At 46.0% G+C, this 16,804-nt stretch carries 14 protein-coding genes; 5 read left to right on the forward strand and 9 right to left on the reverse strand.

Annotated elements, in window-relative coordinates; genetic code table 11:
* Positions 1–21: 21 nt before the first annotated feature.
* Genes H0R92_RS05075 through H0R92_RS05085 form a run of 3 tightly spaced genes read right to left on the reverse strand, consistent with a single transcriptional unit; the run spans position 22 to position 3,854 of the window.
* Positions 22–2,280 carry an AAA family ATPase gene (locus tag H0R92_RS05075; RefSeq protein ID WP_432961757.1) on the reverse strand — a complete coding sequence of 753 codons (2,259 nt, stop codon included), beginning with the start codon at positions 2,278–2,280 and terminating at the stop codon, positions 22–24.
* A 9-nt stretch (positions 2,281–2,289) separates the two neighbouring features.
* Positions 2,290–3,231 carry a hypothetical protein gene (locus tag H0R92_RS05080; RefSeq protein WP_432961759.1) on the reverse strand — a complete coding sequence of 314 codons (942 nt, stop codon included), beginning with the start codon at positions 3,229–3,231 and terminating at the stop codon, positions 2,290–2,292.
* 14 nt (positions 3,232–3,245) lie between these two features.
* The gene (locus H0R92_RS05085) at positions 3,246–3,854 is read right to left on the reverse strand and encodes a TP0733 family outer membrane beta-barrel protein (protein ID WP_432961761.1); all 609 of its coding nucleotides are present in this window, start codon (positions 3,852–3,854) and stop codon (positions 3,246–3,248) included.
* 278 nt (positions 3,855–4,132) lie between these two features.
* Between H0R92_RS05085 and H0R92_RS05090 the strand changes: the two genes are divergently transcribed.
* From H0R92_RS05090 to H0R92_RS05100, 3 genes are all read left to right on the forward strand, one after another.
* Complete coding sequence (locus H0R92_RS05090; RefSeq protein WP_432961763.1) at positions 4,133–5,467, forward strand: C69 family dipeptidase; 1,335 nt, start codon at positions 4,133–4,135, stop codon at positions 5,465–5,467.
* Between the two features lie 63 nt (positions 5,468–5,530).
* Positions 5,531–6,940: a sodium/glutamate symporter gene (locus H0R92_RS05095; RefSeq protein ID WP_432961765.1), complete on the forward strand. Its 1,410-nt coding sequence runs from the start codon at positions 5,531–5,533 to the stop codon at positions 6,938–6,940.
* Positions 6,941–7,233: 293 nt separating this feature from the next.
* Positions 7,234–8,109 (forward strand): bifunctional 5,10-methylenetetrahydrofolate dehydrogenase/5,10-methenyltetrahydrofolate cyclohydrolase, encoded by an 876-nt coding sequence (locus H0R92_RS05100; protein WP_432961767.1) that lies wholly within the window; start codon positions 7,234–7,236, stop codon positions 8,107–8,109.
* A gap of 72 nt (positions 8,110–8,181) precedes the next feature.
* On the opposite strand, the gene hydF is transcribed toward H0R92_RS05100, so the two are convergent.
* Genes hydF through H0R92_RS05120 form a run of 4 tightly spaced genes read right to left on the reverse strand, consistent with a single transcriptional unit; the run spans position 8,182 to position 12,264 of the window.
* Positions 8,182–9,429, reverse strand: a complete 1,248-nt coding sequence (hydF, locus tag H0R92_RS05105; RefSeq protein ID WP_432961769.1) for a [FeFe] hydrogenase H-cluster maturation GTPase HydF — start codon at positions 9,427–9,429, stop codon at positions 8,182–8,184.
* 15 nt (positions 9,430–9,444) lie between these two features.
* On the reverse strand, positions 9,445–10,893 hold the full coding sequence (gene hydG / locus H0R92_RS05110; protein ID WP_432961771.1) for a [FeFe] hydrogenase H-cluster radical SAM maturase HydG: 1,449 nt from the start codon (positions 10,891–10,893) through the stop codon (positions 9,445–9,447).
* The gene (gene hydE / locus H0R92_RS05115) at positions 10,844–11,998 is read right to left on the reverse strand and encodes a [FeFe] hydrogenase H-cluster radical SAM maturase HydE (RefSeq protein WP_432961773.1); all 1,155 of its coding nucleotides are present in this window, start codon (positions 11,996–11,998) and stop codon (positions 10,844–10,846) included. Before hydE ends, hydG begins: the two co-directional genes overlap by 50 nt.
* Positions 11,998–12,264, reverse strand: coding sequence for a TM1266 family iron-only hydrogenase system putative regulator (locus tag H0R92_RS05120; RefSeq protein ID WP_432961775.1), 267 nt, complete (start codon positions 12,262–12,264; stop codon positions 11,998–12,000). Before H0R92_RS05120 ends, hydE begins: the two co-directional genes overlap by 1 nt.
* Before the next feature lie 239 nt (positions 12,265–12,503).
* Between H0R92_RS05120 and H0R92_RS05125 the strand changes: the two genes are divergently transcribed.
* A complete protein-coding gene (locus tag H0R92_RS05125) occupies positions 12,504–13,445 on the forward strand; it encodes a PfkB family carbohydrate kinase (RefSeq protein WP_432961777.1) in 942 nt (313 codons plus the stop codon).
* A 30-nt stretch (positions 13,446–13,475) separates the two neighbouring features.
* Here H0R92_RS05125 and H0R92_RS05130 read toward each other — a convergent pair whose 3' ends face one another.
* Both H0R92_RS05130 and H0R92_RS05135 read right to left on the reverse strand, forming a co-directional pair.
* Complete coding sequence (locus tag H0R92_RS05130; protein ID WP_428769492.1) at positions 13,476–13,919, reverse strand: aconitase X swivel domain-containing protein; 444 nt, start codon at positions 13,917–13,919, stop codon at positions 13,476–13,478.
* Positions 13,916–15,175, reverse strand: a complete 1,260-nt coding sequence (locus tag H0R92_RS05135) for an aconitase X (RefSeq protein WP_432961779.1) — start codon at positions 15,173–15,175, stop codon at positions 13,916–13,918. Before H0R92_RS05135 ends, H0R92_RS05130 begins: the two co-directional genes overlap by 4 nt.
* 135 nt (positions 15,176–15,310) lie before the next feature.
* On the opposite strand from H0R92_RS05135, the gene H0R92_RS05140 reads away from it, so the two are divergent.
* The gene (locus H0R92_RS05140) at positions 15,311–16,795 is read left to right on the forward strand and encodes a hypothetical protein (protein ID WP_432961781.1); all 1,485 of its coding nucleotides are present in this window, start codon (positions 15,311–15,313) and stop codon (positions 16,793–16,795) included.
* Positions 16,796–16,804: the final 9 nt, after the last annotated feature.

Here is a 16,804-nt window from a genome sequence, read left to right on the forward strand (position 1 = left end):
CTTCCGTCCTCTGAGCATACTTTAGCACGTTAGAGCAAAAAAAGCAACCGAAGACTGCCAGTCAAAGATATGCTTTTCGCAAGCTTGTGCAAACAGGCTGTAAAACGCCGCAGCGTTTTGCATATGTGTGCTGAAAAAACCGCCGTAAGCGGACGTTTCGGCATTAAACCAGCGATTTATTTCATCGGTGCTTATTTTACGCTTTTCGTAAAAAGTATGCATATCCGTTTTTAGTATGAGCGGAGTTTCGGCTTTTTTACCGATAGTTTCCAAAGCTTTTTGCAGTGTTTGTTCATCCCATGAAAAAAGCGGATTTGACGCATCCGTATAAAAGGCGTTTTCCGTATGTGCGGCCTGCGCTATAAGGGCGGCATTTTCTTTTGCGGAACCGCATAAGGGCTCCAATAAGGCTGAAAGGCGCTGCGCATTTGACGGAATTTTTTGCGCGATAAAAATTGCGCTTTGTTTTGCCAAAAAAGGCTGTAAAAGTTCTATTTCTTTTTTTAAATCATCAATGTCCGAAGCGCAAGAAACGGGATTTTTATAAAAAACCGCATCAAAAAGGCTTTCCGAAAACACCGTATGTTTCAATATGTGTGCAAAACTTTCCGCCCTTGTACCGTGTTCAGGAAGGAGGATAATTTCTGGGCGGTGTATATCTTCGAGTGTTGCCGTGTACTGCGATAATATCTGCATACCTTTTTCGCTTCGGCACAAGCCTACGGTAAGTCCGTCGGGGGTTTTACGGTTTATTTCCCATAGCAGGAGGGCATCGTCGGCACCTACAACAAGGCAGCGGCTGTTCGGTTTTAGATGTGCGGCATTGATTAAAGTGTCGCGAACGGAACGCAGGGTATTTGTTTTGTCCGATTCGGTTCTATGCTGCCAAAAAAGCCGGTCAGTATTCTGTTGCGACTCTTCAAGCATGGCTGCAATTTGCAGTTCCCGCCGGCTTAATACCTCGTCGCGGATGATTTTTTCGTAGCCTTGTCCGCTCGGATTATAAAACACCCTGCCGGCCAAACCGTCGGGTAAATATTGCTGTGCCGTCCAGTGGTCTTTGTACGCGTGCGGGTACATATAGCCCTTGCCGTGCCCCAATGCTTCGGCGTCGCGGCTCGGATCTTTTAAGTGGTCGGGAACTTCGGCGTCTTCTTCGCCGACCGACTTTAAGGCGTCGAAAAAACAAAGCGTACTGTTTGATTTTGGGCAGGTTGCCAAATAGAGGGCCGCCTGCGTGAGCATAAAGCGGCCTTCGGGCAAGCCTATACGGTCAAAGGCGGCGGCACAACTTTCGACAATACCGATTGCATGAGGGTCGGCCAGTCCCGTATCTTCGCATGCGGAGATAAGCATTCTGCGGAAAATAAAGTGCGGGTCTTCTCCTGCGGCAAGCATACGCGCCATCCAGTACATAGCCGCATCGGGGTCGCGCCCGCGCAGGCTTTTTATAAAGGCGCTGATTATGTCGTAGTGATAGTCGCCGTCGCGGTCATACAGTACTACCTTTTTTTGAATGCTTTCTTCTGCGGTTTCGCAGCTTATGTAAATCGGGCTGTTTTCCGGCGGCTCGCAGGGAATTTTATCGGGCGCCCAGCGCTCCGGAGTGGTTTCAACTGCAAGTTCGAGGGCGTTTAAAAGGCTGCGCGCATCGCCGTTTGCCGTATCGATTAAGTGCTCCAAGGCGCCTTTTTCGAATTCGATTTTCCATCTTCCGTAGCCGCGTTCTTTATCGTCGAGGGCGGCGCGGGCGGCCTTCATTAAATCGTCCTTTGTGAGCGTAAAAAGCTGAAACACGCGGCTTCTGCTTACGAGGGCCTTATTGACTTCGAAAAAGGGATTTTCGGTTGTGGCGCCGACTAAAATAATCGTTCCGTTTTCTACCCAGGGTAAAAGGGCATCCTGCTGGCTTTTATTCCAACGGTGTACTTCGTCCACAAATAAAATGGTGCGCCTATTGTATAAGGAGCGCTGTTCGTCTGCTTGAGCAATCGCATCGCGGATCTGCTGGACGCCGCTTAAAACGGCGTTAAGGCTTACAAAATTGCTTTTGGTGTGATGTGCGATAACGCGGGCGAGGGTTGTTTTTCCCGTTCCCGGCGGCCCGTAAAAGATAACCGAGCTGAGCCTGTCTGCGGCAATGGCGCGGCGCAAAAGCCTGCCTTTTCCCACAATATGGTCCTGTCCTATATATTCGTCAAGGTTACGCGGCCGCATACGCGCGGCAAGAGGACTTTCCCGTTCCGTTTGCCCTGCGGCCGCTGCGGCGAATAAGTCCATATGCGCCGCTTATTCGTAATTCCAATTGCCGCGCGAAGGATAGTATCCCCATAAGGCATTGTGATTGGAAGAACCTTTTTTTCCGACTCCGGCATAGATTGCGTCATTATCAAATATACCGAAACAGGCAAGCGAAAATATTTCGCTTTCTCCGAAAGCGGCTTCGGCGTTTGCTCCCAAAAGAGCTGTGCTTTGCGGATCTCCCGAACTGTCGAGAATGATTTCTTCCAAGCCTCTTTTTGTGCCTGCAATAAGGCGGAGATTTGTTGAATCAAAGGCAAGACAGGTAACTTCTTCGGAAGTACTTACTTCGACACCGTTCGAGATGTTTATAACTTTTTTTCCGTCGGCCCTGTATGTGTTTCCCGCGCCTCCATTGCAAACCGCACGAGTGTTGAAAAAAAGGGGTGCTGACTTTGACCCTAGTGCCGCAACCGTATCGGCTCCCGCTCCGTTTGGAGTTTGGTCCGCTCCGAGTGTAGCATGGTCTAAAAGATGTACTGTTCCTTTAACTTTCACATATGCCGCGCTGTCGGGTGCTGAGGTCAGTTTATTATCGAACAAAACGATTTCATCGGCTTTGCCTGAGGTACCCGGTACCGGCTGCCATTCTCCTCCCGGCACATTCATGGCATACACTTGACACTCTTTGCCGGTCGCGCTCATCGCATATAGATGGGTATCGGAAGCTGCAAGATACACCGCATTGCCGGCGGGTTTTGATATTTGTTTCCAGCCGCGTTCGGTTGCAAGGGGTTTTCTATATATGTTCCCATTTGCCGTGTACAAATCATTTGCGCACCGTACAATAGTATGAACGTTTCCTTTTACGGAAGGATCGAGGAGTTTGATTTCCTGGGCTATAGCCCAAAATATCGGCTGCTGCGAACAGGAAAAAGTCAACAAGGCAAGTAAAAAGGCGGAAAAAAATCCGTAAAATTTTTTATGCATATCAATCCTCCGCATTAAAAGTGATAGCGGACGGTCAGTCCCATATCGTGAATAATGCCCGTATAATTATATTTCGGGTTTTTATACCATTGGGGTAAAATATAGAGTCCCGTGTGTGCGCCGAACGACCATGAACGGTTGTAGCGGAAAAAAAACGCCGCATTCGGGTGGAGTGCAAAACCGAAATAGCTGCGGTCCATATAATTTTCAAAGGCTCCGCCTATACCCAGCGATAAGGGAATTTCGAATTTTGCCGTAGAAAATTGCCAGCCTGCACGGAATAAAATCGGCACAAAATAAAATACGTTTTTACCGACCGTCTGCGAATAAGCGAAACTTATATCGCCGCCTAAAATCAAACCGTCGGTAATAAATCGTTGATACCCCAGAGTTCCGGAGCCGCCGAGTTTTAGGTTTTTAAAGGGACGGTAAGGAATGCCGAGGTTCAATTTTAAAATAATAAATTGATCGCCTGCTTGATTCGTTTTGTATACCGTATCGCTTTGGTTTTCGGAACCGCCGGCCGTTTCACCGCCGGGTATGGTTTCCGGTATTTCGCCCGTTTGAGAAAAAACGGGTAAAATAAATAAAAGCATTAAGCTTATTGTCAATAAACGTTTCATAGTACTCCAAAAAACGGACGATCGGATTCGGAATCGTCCTATATAAATAAAATCCTAAAAGGGATATAGTTAATATTAAACCTGTTCGGAAACTTCCGTTTCAGAACAGAACTATTATACTCCGTTTCGAACTTGATGTCCATTATGCTAAACAAATTTTATACCGAATGAGTTACATGAGCCTACGGATAATAAATGTTATATGTTTTTTTAATTGACAACCCATTCTTCCGCTGTTATAATTTAAATCGCAAAGTGGTTACTGTGATAGCTATTAAATGAAGAGAAAAATGAATGTATTTTCATGCGATACAATGGTGGCTTTGGGAAACAGTACCGAAAGCGGCCGTGTAATCTTTGCAAAAAACAGCGATCGCCCTCTTACGGAAGCTCAACCTTTGGCCGTATATCCTGCAGCCGATTATACCGACGGAGAAACCGTAAAATGTACTTATATTGAAATTCCCCAAGCATTACATACATATCGCGTATTAGGTTCAAAACCGTATTGGATTTGGGGTTTTGAGCAAGGTATAAACGAGTGCGGAGTGGCCGTCGGTAATGAAGCGGTATGGGCGCGCGAACCCGAGTCACAAGAAAACGGCCTTTTGGGAATGGATTTTGTACGGCTTGCTCTTGAACGCGGTTCTACTGCATACGAGGCACTGCATGTTATTACGGATTTGCTTGAAGCCTACGGACAGGGCGGAAATGCGGCAGTAAATATGGAACATCGATACCATAATTCTTTTCTTATTGCGGATTATACCGAAGCGTGGATTCTTGATACGTGTAATCGGCGCTGGGTTGCAAGGCGGGTAAAAGATGTCGCCGGTATTTCCAACTGTTACAGTACCGAAGAATATTGGGAAGAAGAAAGCGGTGATGTAAAAGAATGGGCATATAAAAACGGTTGGATTAGTCCGAATGTACCTTTTAACTTTGCAAAAGCATACGGTTCTTTGAATCTTAAACATCGTGCGGCACATCCTCGTTTTGTAAGGTTGAACAAGCTTTTAAATGCTGCTAAAGGACATATTACTGTCGATACTGTGCGTACCGTACAAAGAGATCATTTTGAAGGCGAGCTTATTGAACCCCGCTGGAGTCCTGCCGACGGGCTTCATGTGTCTATTTGTATGCATGCTATAAACGAAACTTCCGGCAAAACCGCTGCCGCCTCGTATGTTGAGCTTACATCGGACAGAATACCTGTTTGGTACCATGCTTTTGCCTGTCCCTGCCTTTCTATATTTGCACCTTATACGGTACAAAATAAATTACCCGAAACTTTGAGCAATGCAGATTCCCATTATTCTTCGGATAGTGCATGGTGGCAGTTTGAACGGCTGCAATACGCTCTTGAACAGGATTATCATCAATATATGGCGTTGTGGCGTCCTTTAGCCGATAAACTGGAGGAGTCTTTATACGCACACATACAACAAAACGGAGCACCCGATGATATAACGATTGCTGAAAACACAAAACGTTTGTTAGCGGCTGTAAACGAAATGTATACCCACATTGTCACGCACGGAAAAGATTTTGCCGAATGTCAGCATTTTGATATGAATAAAACGGCAAAAAAGCGGGCAAAAATTATATTTTAATCTGTATTTATATCGGAAAACGCTCCGGTTGAATAAAACAGTTTTAAAAGGGGGAACGTAGTTATGATCAGTATGAATGCTTTGGCATGGGCGGGTTTGTTTATTGTGTTGGGCGTTGTATTGCGTGCGGCGATACCTTTTTTACGAAATAATCTTGTGTCTGCCAGTATAATCGGCGGTGTTATCGGCTTTTTGGTAATGCAAACAGGTTTAATTAAAAATGCTACGGCAGCAGACTTCAGCAGTATTGCAGGGTTGTTATGGTCATTTTCTTTTGCAAATATGGGACTCACGTTAGCTGCAAAACGAACCGTAAATAAAACCGAAAAAAAATCGCTTAAGGAAAGATTGGCGGACAGCCAATTTTCAGGTATTTGCGGTATGGGCTTTTTTTGGGTAATACCGTATGCTTTGACAGGACTTTTGGGATACGGAATACTTAAACTGATAGGCGGTTTTTTTGATATGGCGCCCGTATACGGACTTCAAGTTCCTTTTGCTTTTGCACAGGGACCGGGACAAAGCGTTACTTACGGTACTATGATGGAAAACGGGGGTGTGGTAAATGCGGTTCAGGTGGGAGTTACCTTTGCCGCTGCCGGTTTTTTAGTAGCCTTTTTAATTGGTGTCCCTTGGGTACGAAAGGGTATTGAAAAGGGACTTGCACCCTATGCCGGTAAAATGGACGAAGGAATGCTTAAAGGGCTGTATGAACCCGATCAGCAAGTATATTACGGCAAAGAAACTACGCATCCCGGTAATGTAGACACTTTGGCCTTTCATTTTTCTTTGGTAGGCATTACATGGGTTGCCGGACAGATTTTATGCCGTTTGTTCGGTATGATTCCCGGATTTGTAGGTGAAATCTTGTCCGGTTTTTTATATTTGTATGCTATGTTGGCAGCATATTTATTGCGTTGGATTATCGGTAAACTTGGTTTTGAAAAATATCTGGACAGAGGAACGCAAGTCCGTATTTCCGGTTTTTGTATCGATATGATGGTTACTGCGGCTTTTATGGCTATTTCGTTGTCCGTTATCGGTGCATGGATAATTCCTATTTTAGTTATCATTGTTGTTTCTACTGTGTTCACCTATATAACTACTCGCTATTTCGGTGAACGCTTTGGCGGTAAACACGGTTTTGAACGAACTGTTGCTATATGGGGTACGTTGACCGGAACCAATGCTACAGGACAAGCTCTTTGTCGAATGGTAGATCCGAATCGTAAAACTTCCGTTTTGGAAGAACTCGGTCCTATCAATGCTATCAATGTTCCGGCTTGCTATGTTGTAATGCCTGCCATTATAGCATTTTCAGCGGGGCAACTTTCATTCGGACTCTTAGTTGCAGCATTGACGGGAACGGCAATTGTGTTTTTTATAGCTATGTTGGTTACTCGTACATGGGGTAAAAAAACCTATGATTTCAAAAAGGGGGAACTTTACTACAAAGTTGATGAAGTTGATTGATTTTATATAGAAAATACATTAAAGACAAACTCAATAAATCGGCTTTTTAACCAAGTTCTATTTGCTTTATAAAAGCCGATTTAAAAACATACTGTTACAATTCGCGAATAAGTAAAAATCCGGTTTATCCTTTTGCGCGTTATTCGCAGCTGCTTGTCGGCTGCCGAACCGGTATCCGGTGAAAACAGGGCTAGAAATAAAATCATAAAATAATTATAGTAAAATTATAGCATAATTTTTCAACAGTATTGTATTCTTTTGTGCTGAATAATCTTAATTAAGGAAGGAGTTATATGAGCGCACAGATAATAGACGGTTTTGCAATCGCACAAAAAATACGCAGACAAATCGCTCTTGACGTTTCCGCATTAAAAAAAGACGGAATACATCCCTGTCTTGCGGTTATCCTTGTCGGTGAAAATCCTGCAAGCGTTTCCTATGTAAGCGCGAAAAAAAAAGCCCTTGCCGAAGCGGGTATGGCCGATAAGTCGGTTCTGTTAAACGCGGATATAAACGAGGCGGAATTATTGTCAATTATTGCCGATTTAAACCGCGACACAAGCGTACACGGTATTTTGGTTCAGCTGCCCCTGCCTTCTCATATCGATGAACAAAAAGTAATCGCTGCGATTGCGCCCGAAAAAGATGTAGACGGCTTTCATCCGGTGAATGCGGGCAATCTTTTAATCGGGCAAGCGGGCTTTGTTCCCTGTACACCCTGCGGTATTACCGTTTTGTTAAAAGAAGCGGGAATACCGACCGACGGAGCCAATGCAGTTGTTGTCGGGCGTTCGAATATTGTAGGCAAACCTCTTGCTCTGCTTTTGGCGCGCAAAGATATAAATGCAACCGTAACCCTTTGTCATACCGGAACAAAAGATCTTGCCTCTTTTACGCGCAATGCCGATATTTTGATAGCAGCTGCCGGGCGCCCCGGTACAATCAGTGCCGATATGATAAAGCCGGGGGCTGCGGTTATAGATGTGGGTGTAAACCGCATTCCCGATAATACAAAAAAAAGCGGCTTCCGTTTAGTCGGTGATGTTGATTTTCAGGCAGCCCTCGATGTTGCAGGCCGGATTACGCCCGTACCCAAGGGAGTGGGGCCTATGACAATTGCTATGCTTTTGTGCAACACTCTGTATGCTGCGCGCGGCAGCTTTAAATAATTGACATTCAAAATCAAATTTAACTTTTTTCCGTTGAAGCGAAAATTTTGAAATCATCCGTAACCGCAACGCCTATGTCTGTGCCGAGTACGATGTAAGTTCCGAAAGGTGTTGAGGAAAGGGCGCCAGGCTGCGCTGTAAAATTCCGTGCATATGTGCAATGGCGATGCCGTAATTGACGACGGGAACTCCCGCTTGTCTAGAGCGTGCAATACGGTTTTTCATTTCCGTTTCGGTAAGCATACAGGCGCCGCAGTGTACAATCAGTTTATGAGGCGAAAGGTCTTTCGGAAAATCGCCTCCTGAAGTAAAGGTGTAATCGGGTTTTGCGCCGCAAAAATTCTCTATCCAACCGGGAATTTTAACCGTTCCTATGTCCTTGCATTGGCGGTGATGGGTGCAGCCTTCGCATATAAGCACCTTGTCGCCGTCTTTCAGCCGTTTAAGCAGGGCCGCTCCTTGCAGCAAGGCCGATAAATCGCCCTTATAGCGCGCCATTAAAATCGAAAACGAGGTAAGGGGTATATCTTCGGGACAGGAGGCTGCAATCGGGCCGAACACTTGAGAATCGGTGATAACAAGGGCGGGCCTTTGTGTTAAAAAAGAAAGGCTTTGCTTAAAGTTATACTCGCGCGAAATAACCGGAACACCTCCTTTTTCGAGGATGTCGCGGATTACCGCCTGCTGAGGTAAAATCAGGCGGCCTTTGGGGGCGGCTTCGTCAATCGGTATAACAAGGACTACAATGTCGTTTTCTTCAATTAAGTCGGATACAAGGGGCTTTTGTTTTTCGCTTTTTTTAACAAGGGAGGCGAGCATTTCTTTTAATTCATGAATATGAAAAAGCGTTTTTGCGCTGACAAAGATTTCGTTAGGAGCGGCAGTGCCCGCACCGGAGGATTTTGCGGGTACAAGGTCGCTTTTATTGTAGGCTATAACAAAGGGCAGTTTTTTTTCGCAAAATATATCGATAAGCCGCTGTTCCTCCGGACAAAAGCCCCTGCCCCGAACTTTTTCTTCCGCCTCGGCAACAAGGACGGCTATATCGGTTTTATCGATAATCTCTTCGGTTTTTCGGATGCGGAGTAAGCCCAATTCTCCCGTATCGTCGATGCCCGGTGTATCTATAATAACCGCGGGGCCGAGGGGAAGCAGTTCCATCGCTTTTTTTACGGGGTCGGTTGTCGTTCCCTTAATATCCGAAACCACGCACAGATTTTGCCCGGTTACGGCATTAACAAGGCTCGACTTACCGGCATTGCGCTTGCCGAAAAAAGAAATATGAATGCGCTCGGCGGACGCTGTCGTATTTAAACTCATCCGTATACCCTCACATTAAAAATAAAAGTCGCGCCGGTTTTTAACCTTAATGTTTTCGATGTTTTCCAACGTTTTTGCGCGCACCGTGTCCCGCGGTATGCGTGCGGCTTCTTTTTGAATCATCTTATAACCGATATTCTTTGTGGGCGCCGAAGCGTAATCTTCCAGATATTCGGAAAGGGTCATCAATGCGTTCGGGTGGCAGCAGTTAAGAATTTGCCCGCTTTTACACAAGCTCATAAAACGGTCGCCCGTGCGTCCCATCCGGTAACATGCCGTACAAAACGAGGGAATATGACCCGTTTCCATAAGCCGGCACACAATTTCGTCCAAGCTTCTTTGATCCGATACATCGAACTGTTCGGTATCGTGCGGCCGTTCCGTGTCGGTGTATCCGCCGACGGAAGTGCGCGATGCCCCGCTTATTTGAGAAACACCCAAGTCGAGGAGCCTGCCCCGTACCTTTTCGCTTTCGCGCGTGGAAATGATGATGCCCGTATAGGGAACGGCAAGGCGGATACAGGCGGTTATCTTTGCAAAAATCTCGTCGTCTATCCCGTTATCGAAGGCCGCAGGGTCTACACCGTCTGCTTTTTTTATGCGCGGAACGCTGATTGTATGAGGTCCCACTCCGTGAACGGCTTCAAGGTGTTCGGCATGCATAAGAAGACCCGCGAATTCGTATTTATACATTTCCAAGCCGAACAAAACGCCCAAACCCACATCATCTATACCGCCGTCCATTGCTCTGTCCATAGCTTCGGTGTGATACTCATAGTTATGCTTCGGGCCTGTCGGATGCAGTTTTTCATAACTTTGTTTATGGTAGGTTTCCTGAAACAAAATATAAGTGCCTATTTCGGCTTCGCAGAGCTTGCGGTAATTTTCAACAGTGGTTGCGGCAATATTGACGTTTACCCTGCGGATAGCCCCGTTTTTATGTTTTACCGAATACACGGTTTTAATGCTTTCTATGATGTATTCGATGGGATTGTTTACGGGGTCTTCTCCGGCTTCAAGGGCGAGCCGCTTATGCCCCATGTTTTGCAGGGCGATTACTTCTTTTTCTATTTCTTTTTGAGTGAGTTTTTTGCGCCGGATATGTTTATTTGCGTAGTGATAGGGACAGTATACGCAGCCGTTTACGCAATAGTTGGATAAATACAGGGGCGCAAAAATAACGATTCGGTTTCCGTAAAAGGCTTGCTTTATTTTGTTTGCAATGTGATAAATCTTTTGCACCTTTTCCGGTATTTCGCAGGCAAGCAAAACCGAGGCTTCCCTGTGTGTAAGACCTGCACAACGGAATCCCGTTCCGCTTTGTTTAGGCCGCGCTTTTTCGAGAATCTCGTCGATCAGCGCTTCGTCGTTTTTGTGAGCTTCCGCGTACTCAAGGGTTTCGCGGATTTCTTCGTCATTGATGAACTCTTGTGCATGCAAAGACTTCGGATTGTACTGTGCCATAATTTCCTTCCTTTCTTTGAGTCGGATCATCTCTTTCTCGCAGATTTGTATCGGAAGCCGGAGTTGTGCAAAAATCACCCCGGCCGATTACCGTTCTATAGCCTGCGCCGCGCAGTTGTTCGTCCAATAATTTTTTGTTTTCCGCGGCTTCGGCTCCCGTGTGTGCTTTGTTATTGTACAGTTCGTATTTTTTTCGTACGTTTGAAGGAGAAAGATTGGGCATAACCACATTTGCTCCCGCTGCAATCCCCTTTATGCGCCCTTCGGGATCTATGCTGTCTAAAGCCGTTGTTGCGGGCAAAAGCACGTGAGGATGAATGATTCGTATAACGGACAAAAGATAGCAGGTTAACTCGACCGTACCGGCCGGCTCGTCTTTAAACGGGGTTTTTTTATGAGGAATAAAGGGGCCGATACCGCACATAGCCGGCTTAAACTCTTCGATAAATTTTAAATCCTGCGCAAGAGAAGCCGGCGTTTGGTAGGGGGAGCCGACCATAAAACCGCAGCCCGTTTGAAAGCCTATTTTTTTCAGTTCGTGTAAACAGCGCATTCTGTTTTCATACGATAATTCGGCAGGATGCAGTTTTTCGTAATGAGCTTTATCGGCGGTTTCGTGGCGCAAAAGATAGCGGTCAACTCCCGTGTCGAAAAGCTTTTTATAGCTTTCAAAGCTGCGCTCTCCCAAAGAAAGGGTAAGCGCGCAGTCGGGAAAAAGAGCTTTTATTTTACGTATGAGCGGGCATAAAAAATCGTCCGAAAAAAAAGGGTCTTCTCCGGCTTGCAGCACAAAGGTTCGGAAGCCCAGCTCATAACCGGTACGGGCACAGTTTATAATTTCTTCTTCGCCGAGGCGGTAACGCTCGCAGTCCGTATTGCTGCGCCTTATGCCGCAGTAAAGGCAGTCGTTTTTACAAAAATTGCTTATTTCGATAAGACCGCGGATAAATACCGTGTTTCCGTAAACGCTTTTTCTTATTGTATCCGAGCGCTCGGCAAGGAGCGCGGCAGCCTCTTGTGTCCGTCCGGTTATAAGAGCTTCGTATTCGCTCAAAGAAAGAGAACGCCGCGCGGTTAATTTGTCGATAAGGGCGTGAATATTCATTAATGTTCTTCGTCTGTGCCGATAACGCTTGAGTAAGCCGTTTTAACGCTTACACCGGCTAAATTACCGATTTTTCCCGCAAGACTTGAAAGCGTATTTTGCGGAGCGTCGAGGGCGATGCTGATAATATTGATGTTTTTTTTGCGGTAGGGGATTCCCATCCTGCCGATAATATAAGAACTGTATTCGTGTAAAAGTTCATTCAGCGTCGCTACCGAATCGGGATTTTCGACGATAACGCTCATAACCGCAACTCGTGTTTCCATACGGAACCTCTTTCAAAACGTTTTTGCATGACACGAAATTCACTGAAAGATACCGCACGAGGTACGCAGGATGAAAAAAATGGGGGTATCTTTCATGCAGAAGCCTTTGTCGTCCGCTTCTTTATGTCAGACAAATTAAGTATATAACGAAAAGTGAAAAAAGTAAATAAGAATGTACACATACTTGTATTTTAGCTTCCGATAAGGTAGAGTAAATCGATACAAAACCGGAGGAAAACATGCGTATAACGACATTGTGTATGAGTACAACCATTCAGCGTACCGCTGTTTTTGAGCGCGTAAACATGAATGAAGTGAACCGTTCCGTTCGCTATCGACTCGATGCGTCGGGGAAGGCAGTAAATGCGGCACGAGTACTCAATCAATTGGAACAAAACTGTGCTTTACTTATTTGTCCTGCCGGTAAAGAAAATATCGATGATTTTGTGTCGCTTGCCCGCGCCGACGCTTTGGAATCTTCCATAATTCCCGTACCCGGAAGAGTGCGTGTGTGCTGTACGCTTTTGGAAAAAGAAAACGGCCGCGTAACCGAATTGGTTATGGACGAACCCGATTGTCCCGGCGAACAAAACAAAATGATGATAGTAAAGGCTGAAAAGCGTATATGGGCCGAGCTCCAAAAAGCTTTAAAAAAAAGCGATGCGCTTTTATTTGCGGGAACGACTCCTAAAATATGGCCGGAAGATTTTAAAGTCCGCGTATGCAAAAGCACTTGCGATGCGGGAGTGGTACTTCTTGTGGATTTTTGGGGAAAAGAATTGCTGTCCGTTTTGAAAGAATGTACGCCCGATATTATAAAAATAAATGCAAAAGAATTTTGCGGTACCTTTTGTACGCAGGAGATACGCGATACTCCAGGTTTAATGAAAGCTGTTGCCGATAAAAGCCGTGAATTGAATAACTGCATTGTTATAACGCGGGGAAGTGAAAGTACCGTAGGAGCATTCCGCGGCACAGCCTTTGAGGCAGCGGTCGAAAAAATAAAAGCCGTAAATACTATCGGCTGCGGAGATTCTTTTTCTTCGGGATTTTTATACGAATACTTAAAAACGGCCGCCGCACATTCCGGAACACCCGACATAAGTGCCGCCCTTGCAAAGGGAACTTGGTGTGCTGCGAGGAATGCCGAATGCGAAAAAGTCGGCACCCTCTATGAATAAGCACAATTGTTTTTAATATATAATACGGTTTTAATCTTCAATACGCACGGTACCGTCTTCTTCCACCGTAACGTTCATGCCCGTGCGTACCGTTTCCAAAAATTCATCTCCCAAATTATCGATTACGGGCATGGAAGAATCCGTCCACACATCGGCAAGAATTGCGCCGGCGGCCGCAAGCGAATCTATGGGTTTGGAAAAGAGCATACAAGCCGGCTGCCTTCCAAAAGAAGCTGCCGTAAACAGCACCATGCCGCCGGTTGTAGAACCGATTGTCTGCGGCAGGCACAGGGCAGAGCCTGCAAGTTCTTTTCCGTATAAGTCGGGGTTGTTTTGATCCGAGCAAGTACCCTTTTTATCGCCGAACATCAAACTTTTTTGATAGCTTGCCAGCGTATTAAATCCGTTTTTCGATACAAGGGCGCGTGCCTGTGCCGTCCCCTTTGCTATAACCCGTCCTTTAAAAACCTTCATTGTACGGCCCCCGTTGTAATGTAGTTTAGAATTTCATCATCGGTATAATAGCGCGCGCTTGTATAGGTGCGCAGTTTATTCGAATTCGTAATTACGGGCATTTTCCCGCACAAGGGATTGTTCATATACATAAGCGGGCAAATACTGCTGAGTATAACTCCCGTTTTTTTTAAGCGCGGAGCATAAGCCGTTTTGTTAAAAACTTCCGCTACCGCCGGCGCGCATGTCATAATTACCGGAATCTTCAGTTTACCGCCGCGGCTTTCCAAGCGCTCCGTCCAGCTTTGCAGCTGCGAAAGCGACAGATGCGGACAGCCTATAAAGCAAAGTTTGGGCTTTGCATCCGGATTTTTCCAAATGCACGGATAAGACTTTTTAACCCGCTCAAGTTCGGCATCGTCTATTACATATTCGCGCGCATCTTTTTGAATTAAAGCGCTTCCCCGTTCAACGGCTTCGGGAGTTAAATTTTCAACATGATACAAACCGACCGCCCCGTTTGAAGCGGCGGCCGCCCCCATATCTTTTAAATAAGAGCGCACATCGTCATTCAATTCGTTTCCGAGCCATGAAGAAAGTCCGGTAATATAGGGGACGTCTTCGACAACCTTCATGCCGATTGCGCTTCCCAAAATCTGTGCTTCGGGTTTGCGTGTCGTTTTTACGACGATTTTCCAAGACGCTTTTCGGCCTTCGTCGGTTAAAAGACCGAAATACGGAACATAACCCGCAATGCTTCCGAACAATTCGATAATACCGCTGTTGCGGTTACAGCGGGCGCCCAAAACACTGTTTGCGTATACAACGGCGCTGCTTTCCGCCCAGCTTAAAACCTCTCCTTTTTCGGGTTTATTGCCCACTTCGTCCATATAGCAAGTACAGGTAAAGGCTTTAGGATTCATCAAGCCCAGTTTTTCAAGCTGTTTTTCGTAATCGGCTTGTTTCGAATACATAATTTTGAACAAAAGATTTTGAAAAAAGTTTACGGGTATTTCTTTTGCCAATGGTCTCGGATCGACCGAAAAAGGCTGAGCGCTGAGCGCACCGCCTTCAATAAGCGTGTCCATCAGGGCATATACGGGTTTCATAACCCCCAAACCGAAGCTGGTTACCAAATGGCCTCCCTTACTTGTTACGGGGACCATTTTTTCCGCCCCGAACGCTTCGCCGTAGGAAACAAGGGTTTTCATAACCTTTGCAAGCGTTTCTCCCCTTGCACCTTCCATAATTTCCCGCTGAGCGCCGTCCAATTTCATAGCTTGTTCTCCTTTGCGCGTATTGAGTGTGTGATTCCGTATCTATAAGATTATACCCATATCAAGCGGACGTCAAGTAAATTGAAATATCGCAGCTGTCTGTACCAAATTGCCGTTTTTCGTTACAATAAGAGTATGAAAACAAAAGCAAAAAAATCAATATGTGCACTTTGCACGTTTATAAGTGCGCTGTGTTTTTTTTCGTGCGCGAGCATGCAAGTGCAGGGAAAATCTCCCGTAGAACGCGCCTTGTCGGCCGCTTCGCTTTTGCTTGACGGAAAAATATCCGATTCATATATCAGAGTATATAAAAACGAAATGGGCAAAGCCGAAGTATTTATAGCCGATATGCTGCGCCGTGCCGAAGCCGATCCCCTTGTTTATGCCGATATTGCCGACAATGTCGGCGATTGGATTATGCTGTATACACGGGTCGAACTTTTACAAAAACGCTACGGAACGGAATTGCGCGGCAAAAAAGAAGGTGTGCGCTTCGATACGATAAATTACGATTATCTTAGAGCCGAAGCGCCCAAAAAAGCGACGGATGCTTTGTATGCAAAGGCCCTTGCCGCTTCGCGCTACTCGTCGGCAGTTGCTGCGGCTTCGCAAGCATTACCCTCTTTGCGCCGTGCAAAAAAATATTCGAATCATTTGGATGCGCAAATAAACAATCTGGGTGCCGAACTGTGTTATGCCGCAGCCGAAAGTCTTGTCGTTTCCGAAAAGCCGGATTCGCTTTTAAAGGCTTCCGAATATTACGCACAAGCAGGTTCATGGATAGCCGCTTATAAAGACAGCCGTGAAAAAAGCGTCGCTGCAAAAGAAAAGGCCGTTCTCTTGTATCTTGCCGACGGCAGAGCAAAGGTTAGGCTGCAAAATTATGCTGCGTTCCGTTTAGCTAAAAAAGACTTTATTCAAGCGGAAAAAATTATTCCGGGTTCCGCGGCACACGAACTTGCCGACTTACGTAAAAAACTGACGCTGAAAGTTGCCGTTGTTTTCGGCGGACTTAACAGCCGCTATCCGGATGAGCAGAGGGTTCGCCGTGCCCTCGAAGATGCCGTCGCTTCTTCGGCAATGGGGCCGGATAATTTGGATGTGCGCTTTGTGCGCGAAACGGGAAGACTGAGTTTGCTTTTTGCCGATTTTGACGATGCAGACCTCGTGCTTATCGGCGCCGACGATTTGGGCAAAGTTAAAGAAGTGTACGGCCCCGTCGAAACGCTTAAAACCGCCGTTTCCGCAACCGTAAACGGCATTGTGTACACCGGTACTGTTACGGAACAGCGGCAAAAAGTTACCGTATTTTTCCGAAATAATACGATTTTATATGATATGCGCTCGTCCCGAAAAAAAACGCTTACCGTATTTGAAGAAGAAGCGCATAAAACAAGTAAGGTGTTCATTTCCCGCATATATCAGGGAGACGCACAGGCAAAACCGGCCGATTTCGATGCCGGCGGCCTCTATGTTCCCGGTGCCTACAATCGGTTTTTTCCGAATTTTATTTCAAAAAACGACGATTGGGTTCCCCTTACCCAGTCGGCGGGCAGATTAAACGATACCGGAAAAAAACTGTGCTGGATTATTTCGAACTTACAGTACGAGGGGCGCTGAAAACTGTTT

It is taken from the genome of Treponema sp. OMZ 840, from assembly GCF_050937815.1.
Classification (GTDB): domain Bacteria; phylum Spirochaetota; class Spirochaetia; order Treponematales; family Treponemataceae; genus Treponema_C.

Coding starts and splice junctions, on each gene's coding strand:
- H0R92_RS05135 (WP_432961779.1), bottom strand. CDS start 15,175: ATGAAATTGGACGGCGCTCAGCGGGAAATTATGGAAGGTGCAAGGGGA.
- H0R92_RS05140 (WP_432961781.1), top strand. CDS start 15,311: ATGAAAACAAAAGCAAAAAAATCAATATGTGCACTTTGCACGTTTATA.
- H0R92_RS05090 (WP_432961763.1), top strand. CDS start 4,133: ATGAAGAGAAAAATGAATGTATTTTCATGCGATACAATGGTGGCTTTG.
- H0R92_RS05125 (WP_432961777.1), top strand. CDS start 12,504: ATGCGTATAACGACATTGTGTATGAGTACAACCATTCAGCGTACCGCT.
- hydE (WP_432961773.1), bottom strand. CDS start 11,998: ATGAATATTCACGCCCTTATCGACAAATTAACCGCGCGGCGTTCTCTT.
- H0R92_RS05120 (WP_432961775.1), bottom strand. CDS start 12,264: ATGGAAACACGAGTTGCGGTTATGAGCGTTATCGTCGAAAATCCCGAT.
- H0R92_RS05100 (WP_432961767.1), top strand. CDS start 7,234: ATGAGCGCACAGATAATAGACGGTTTTGCAATCGCACAAAAAATACGC.
- H0R92_RS05075 (WP_432961757.1), bottom strand. CDS start 2,280: ATGGACTTATTCGCCGCAGCGGCCGCAGGGCAAACGGAACGGGAAAGT.
- hydF (WP_432961769.1), bottom strand. CDS start 9,429: ATGAGTTTAAATACGACAGCGTCCGCCGAGCGCATTCATATTTCTTTT.
- H0R92_RS05095 (WP_432961765.1), top strand. CDS start 5,531: ATGATCAGTATGAATGCTTTGGCATGGGCGGGTTTGTTTATTGTGTTG.
- H0R92_RS05130 (WP_428769492.1), bottom strand. CDS start 13,919: ATGAAGGTTTTTAAAGGACGGGTTATAGCAAAGGGGACGGCACAGGCA.
- H0R92_RS05080 (WP_432961759.1), bottom strand. CDS start 3,231: ATGCATAAAAAATTTTACGGATTTTTTTCCGCCTTTTTACTTGCCTTG.
- hydG (WP_432961771.1), bottom strand. CDS start 10,893: ATGGCACAGTACAATCCGAAGTCTTTGCATGCACAAGAGTTCATCAAT.
- H0R92_RS05085 (WP_432961761.1), bottom strand. CDS start 3,854: ATGAAACGTTTATTGACAATAAGCTTAATGCTTTTATTTATTTTACCC.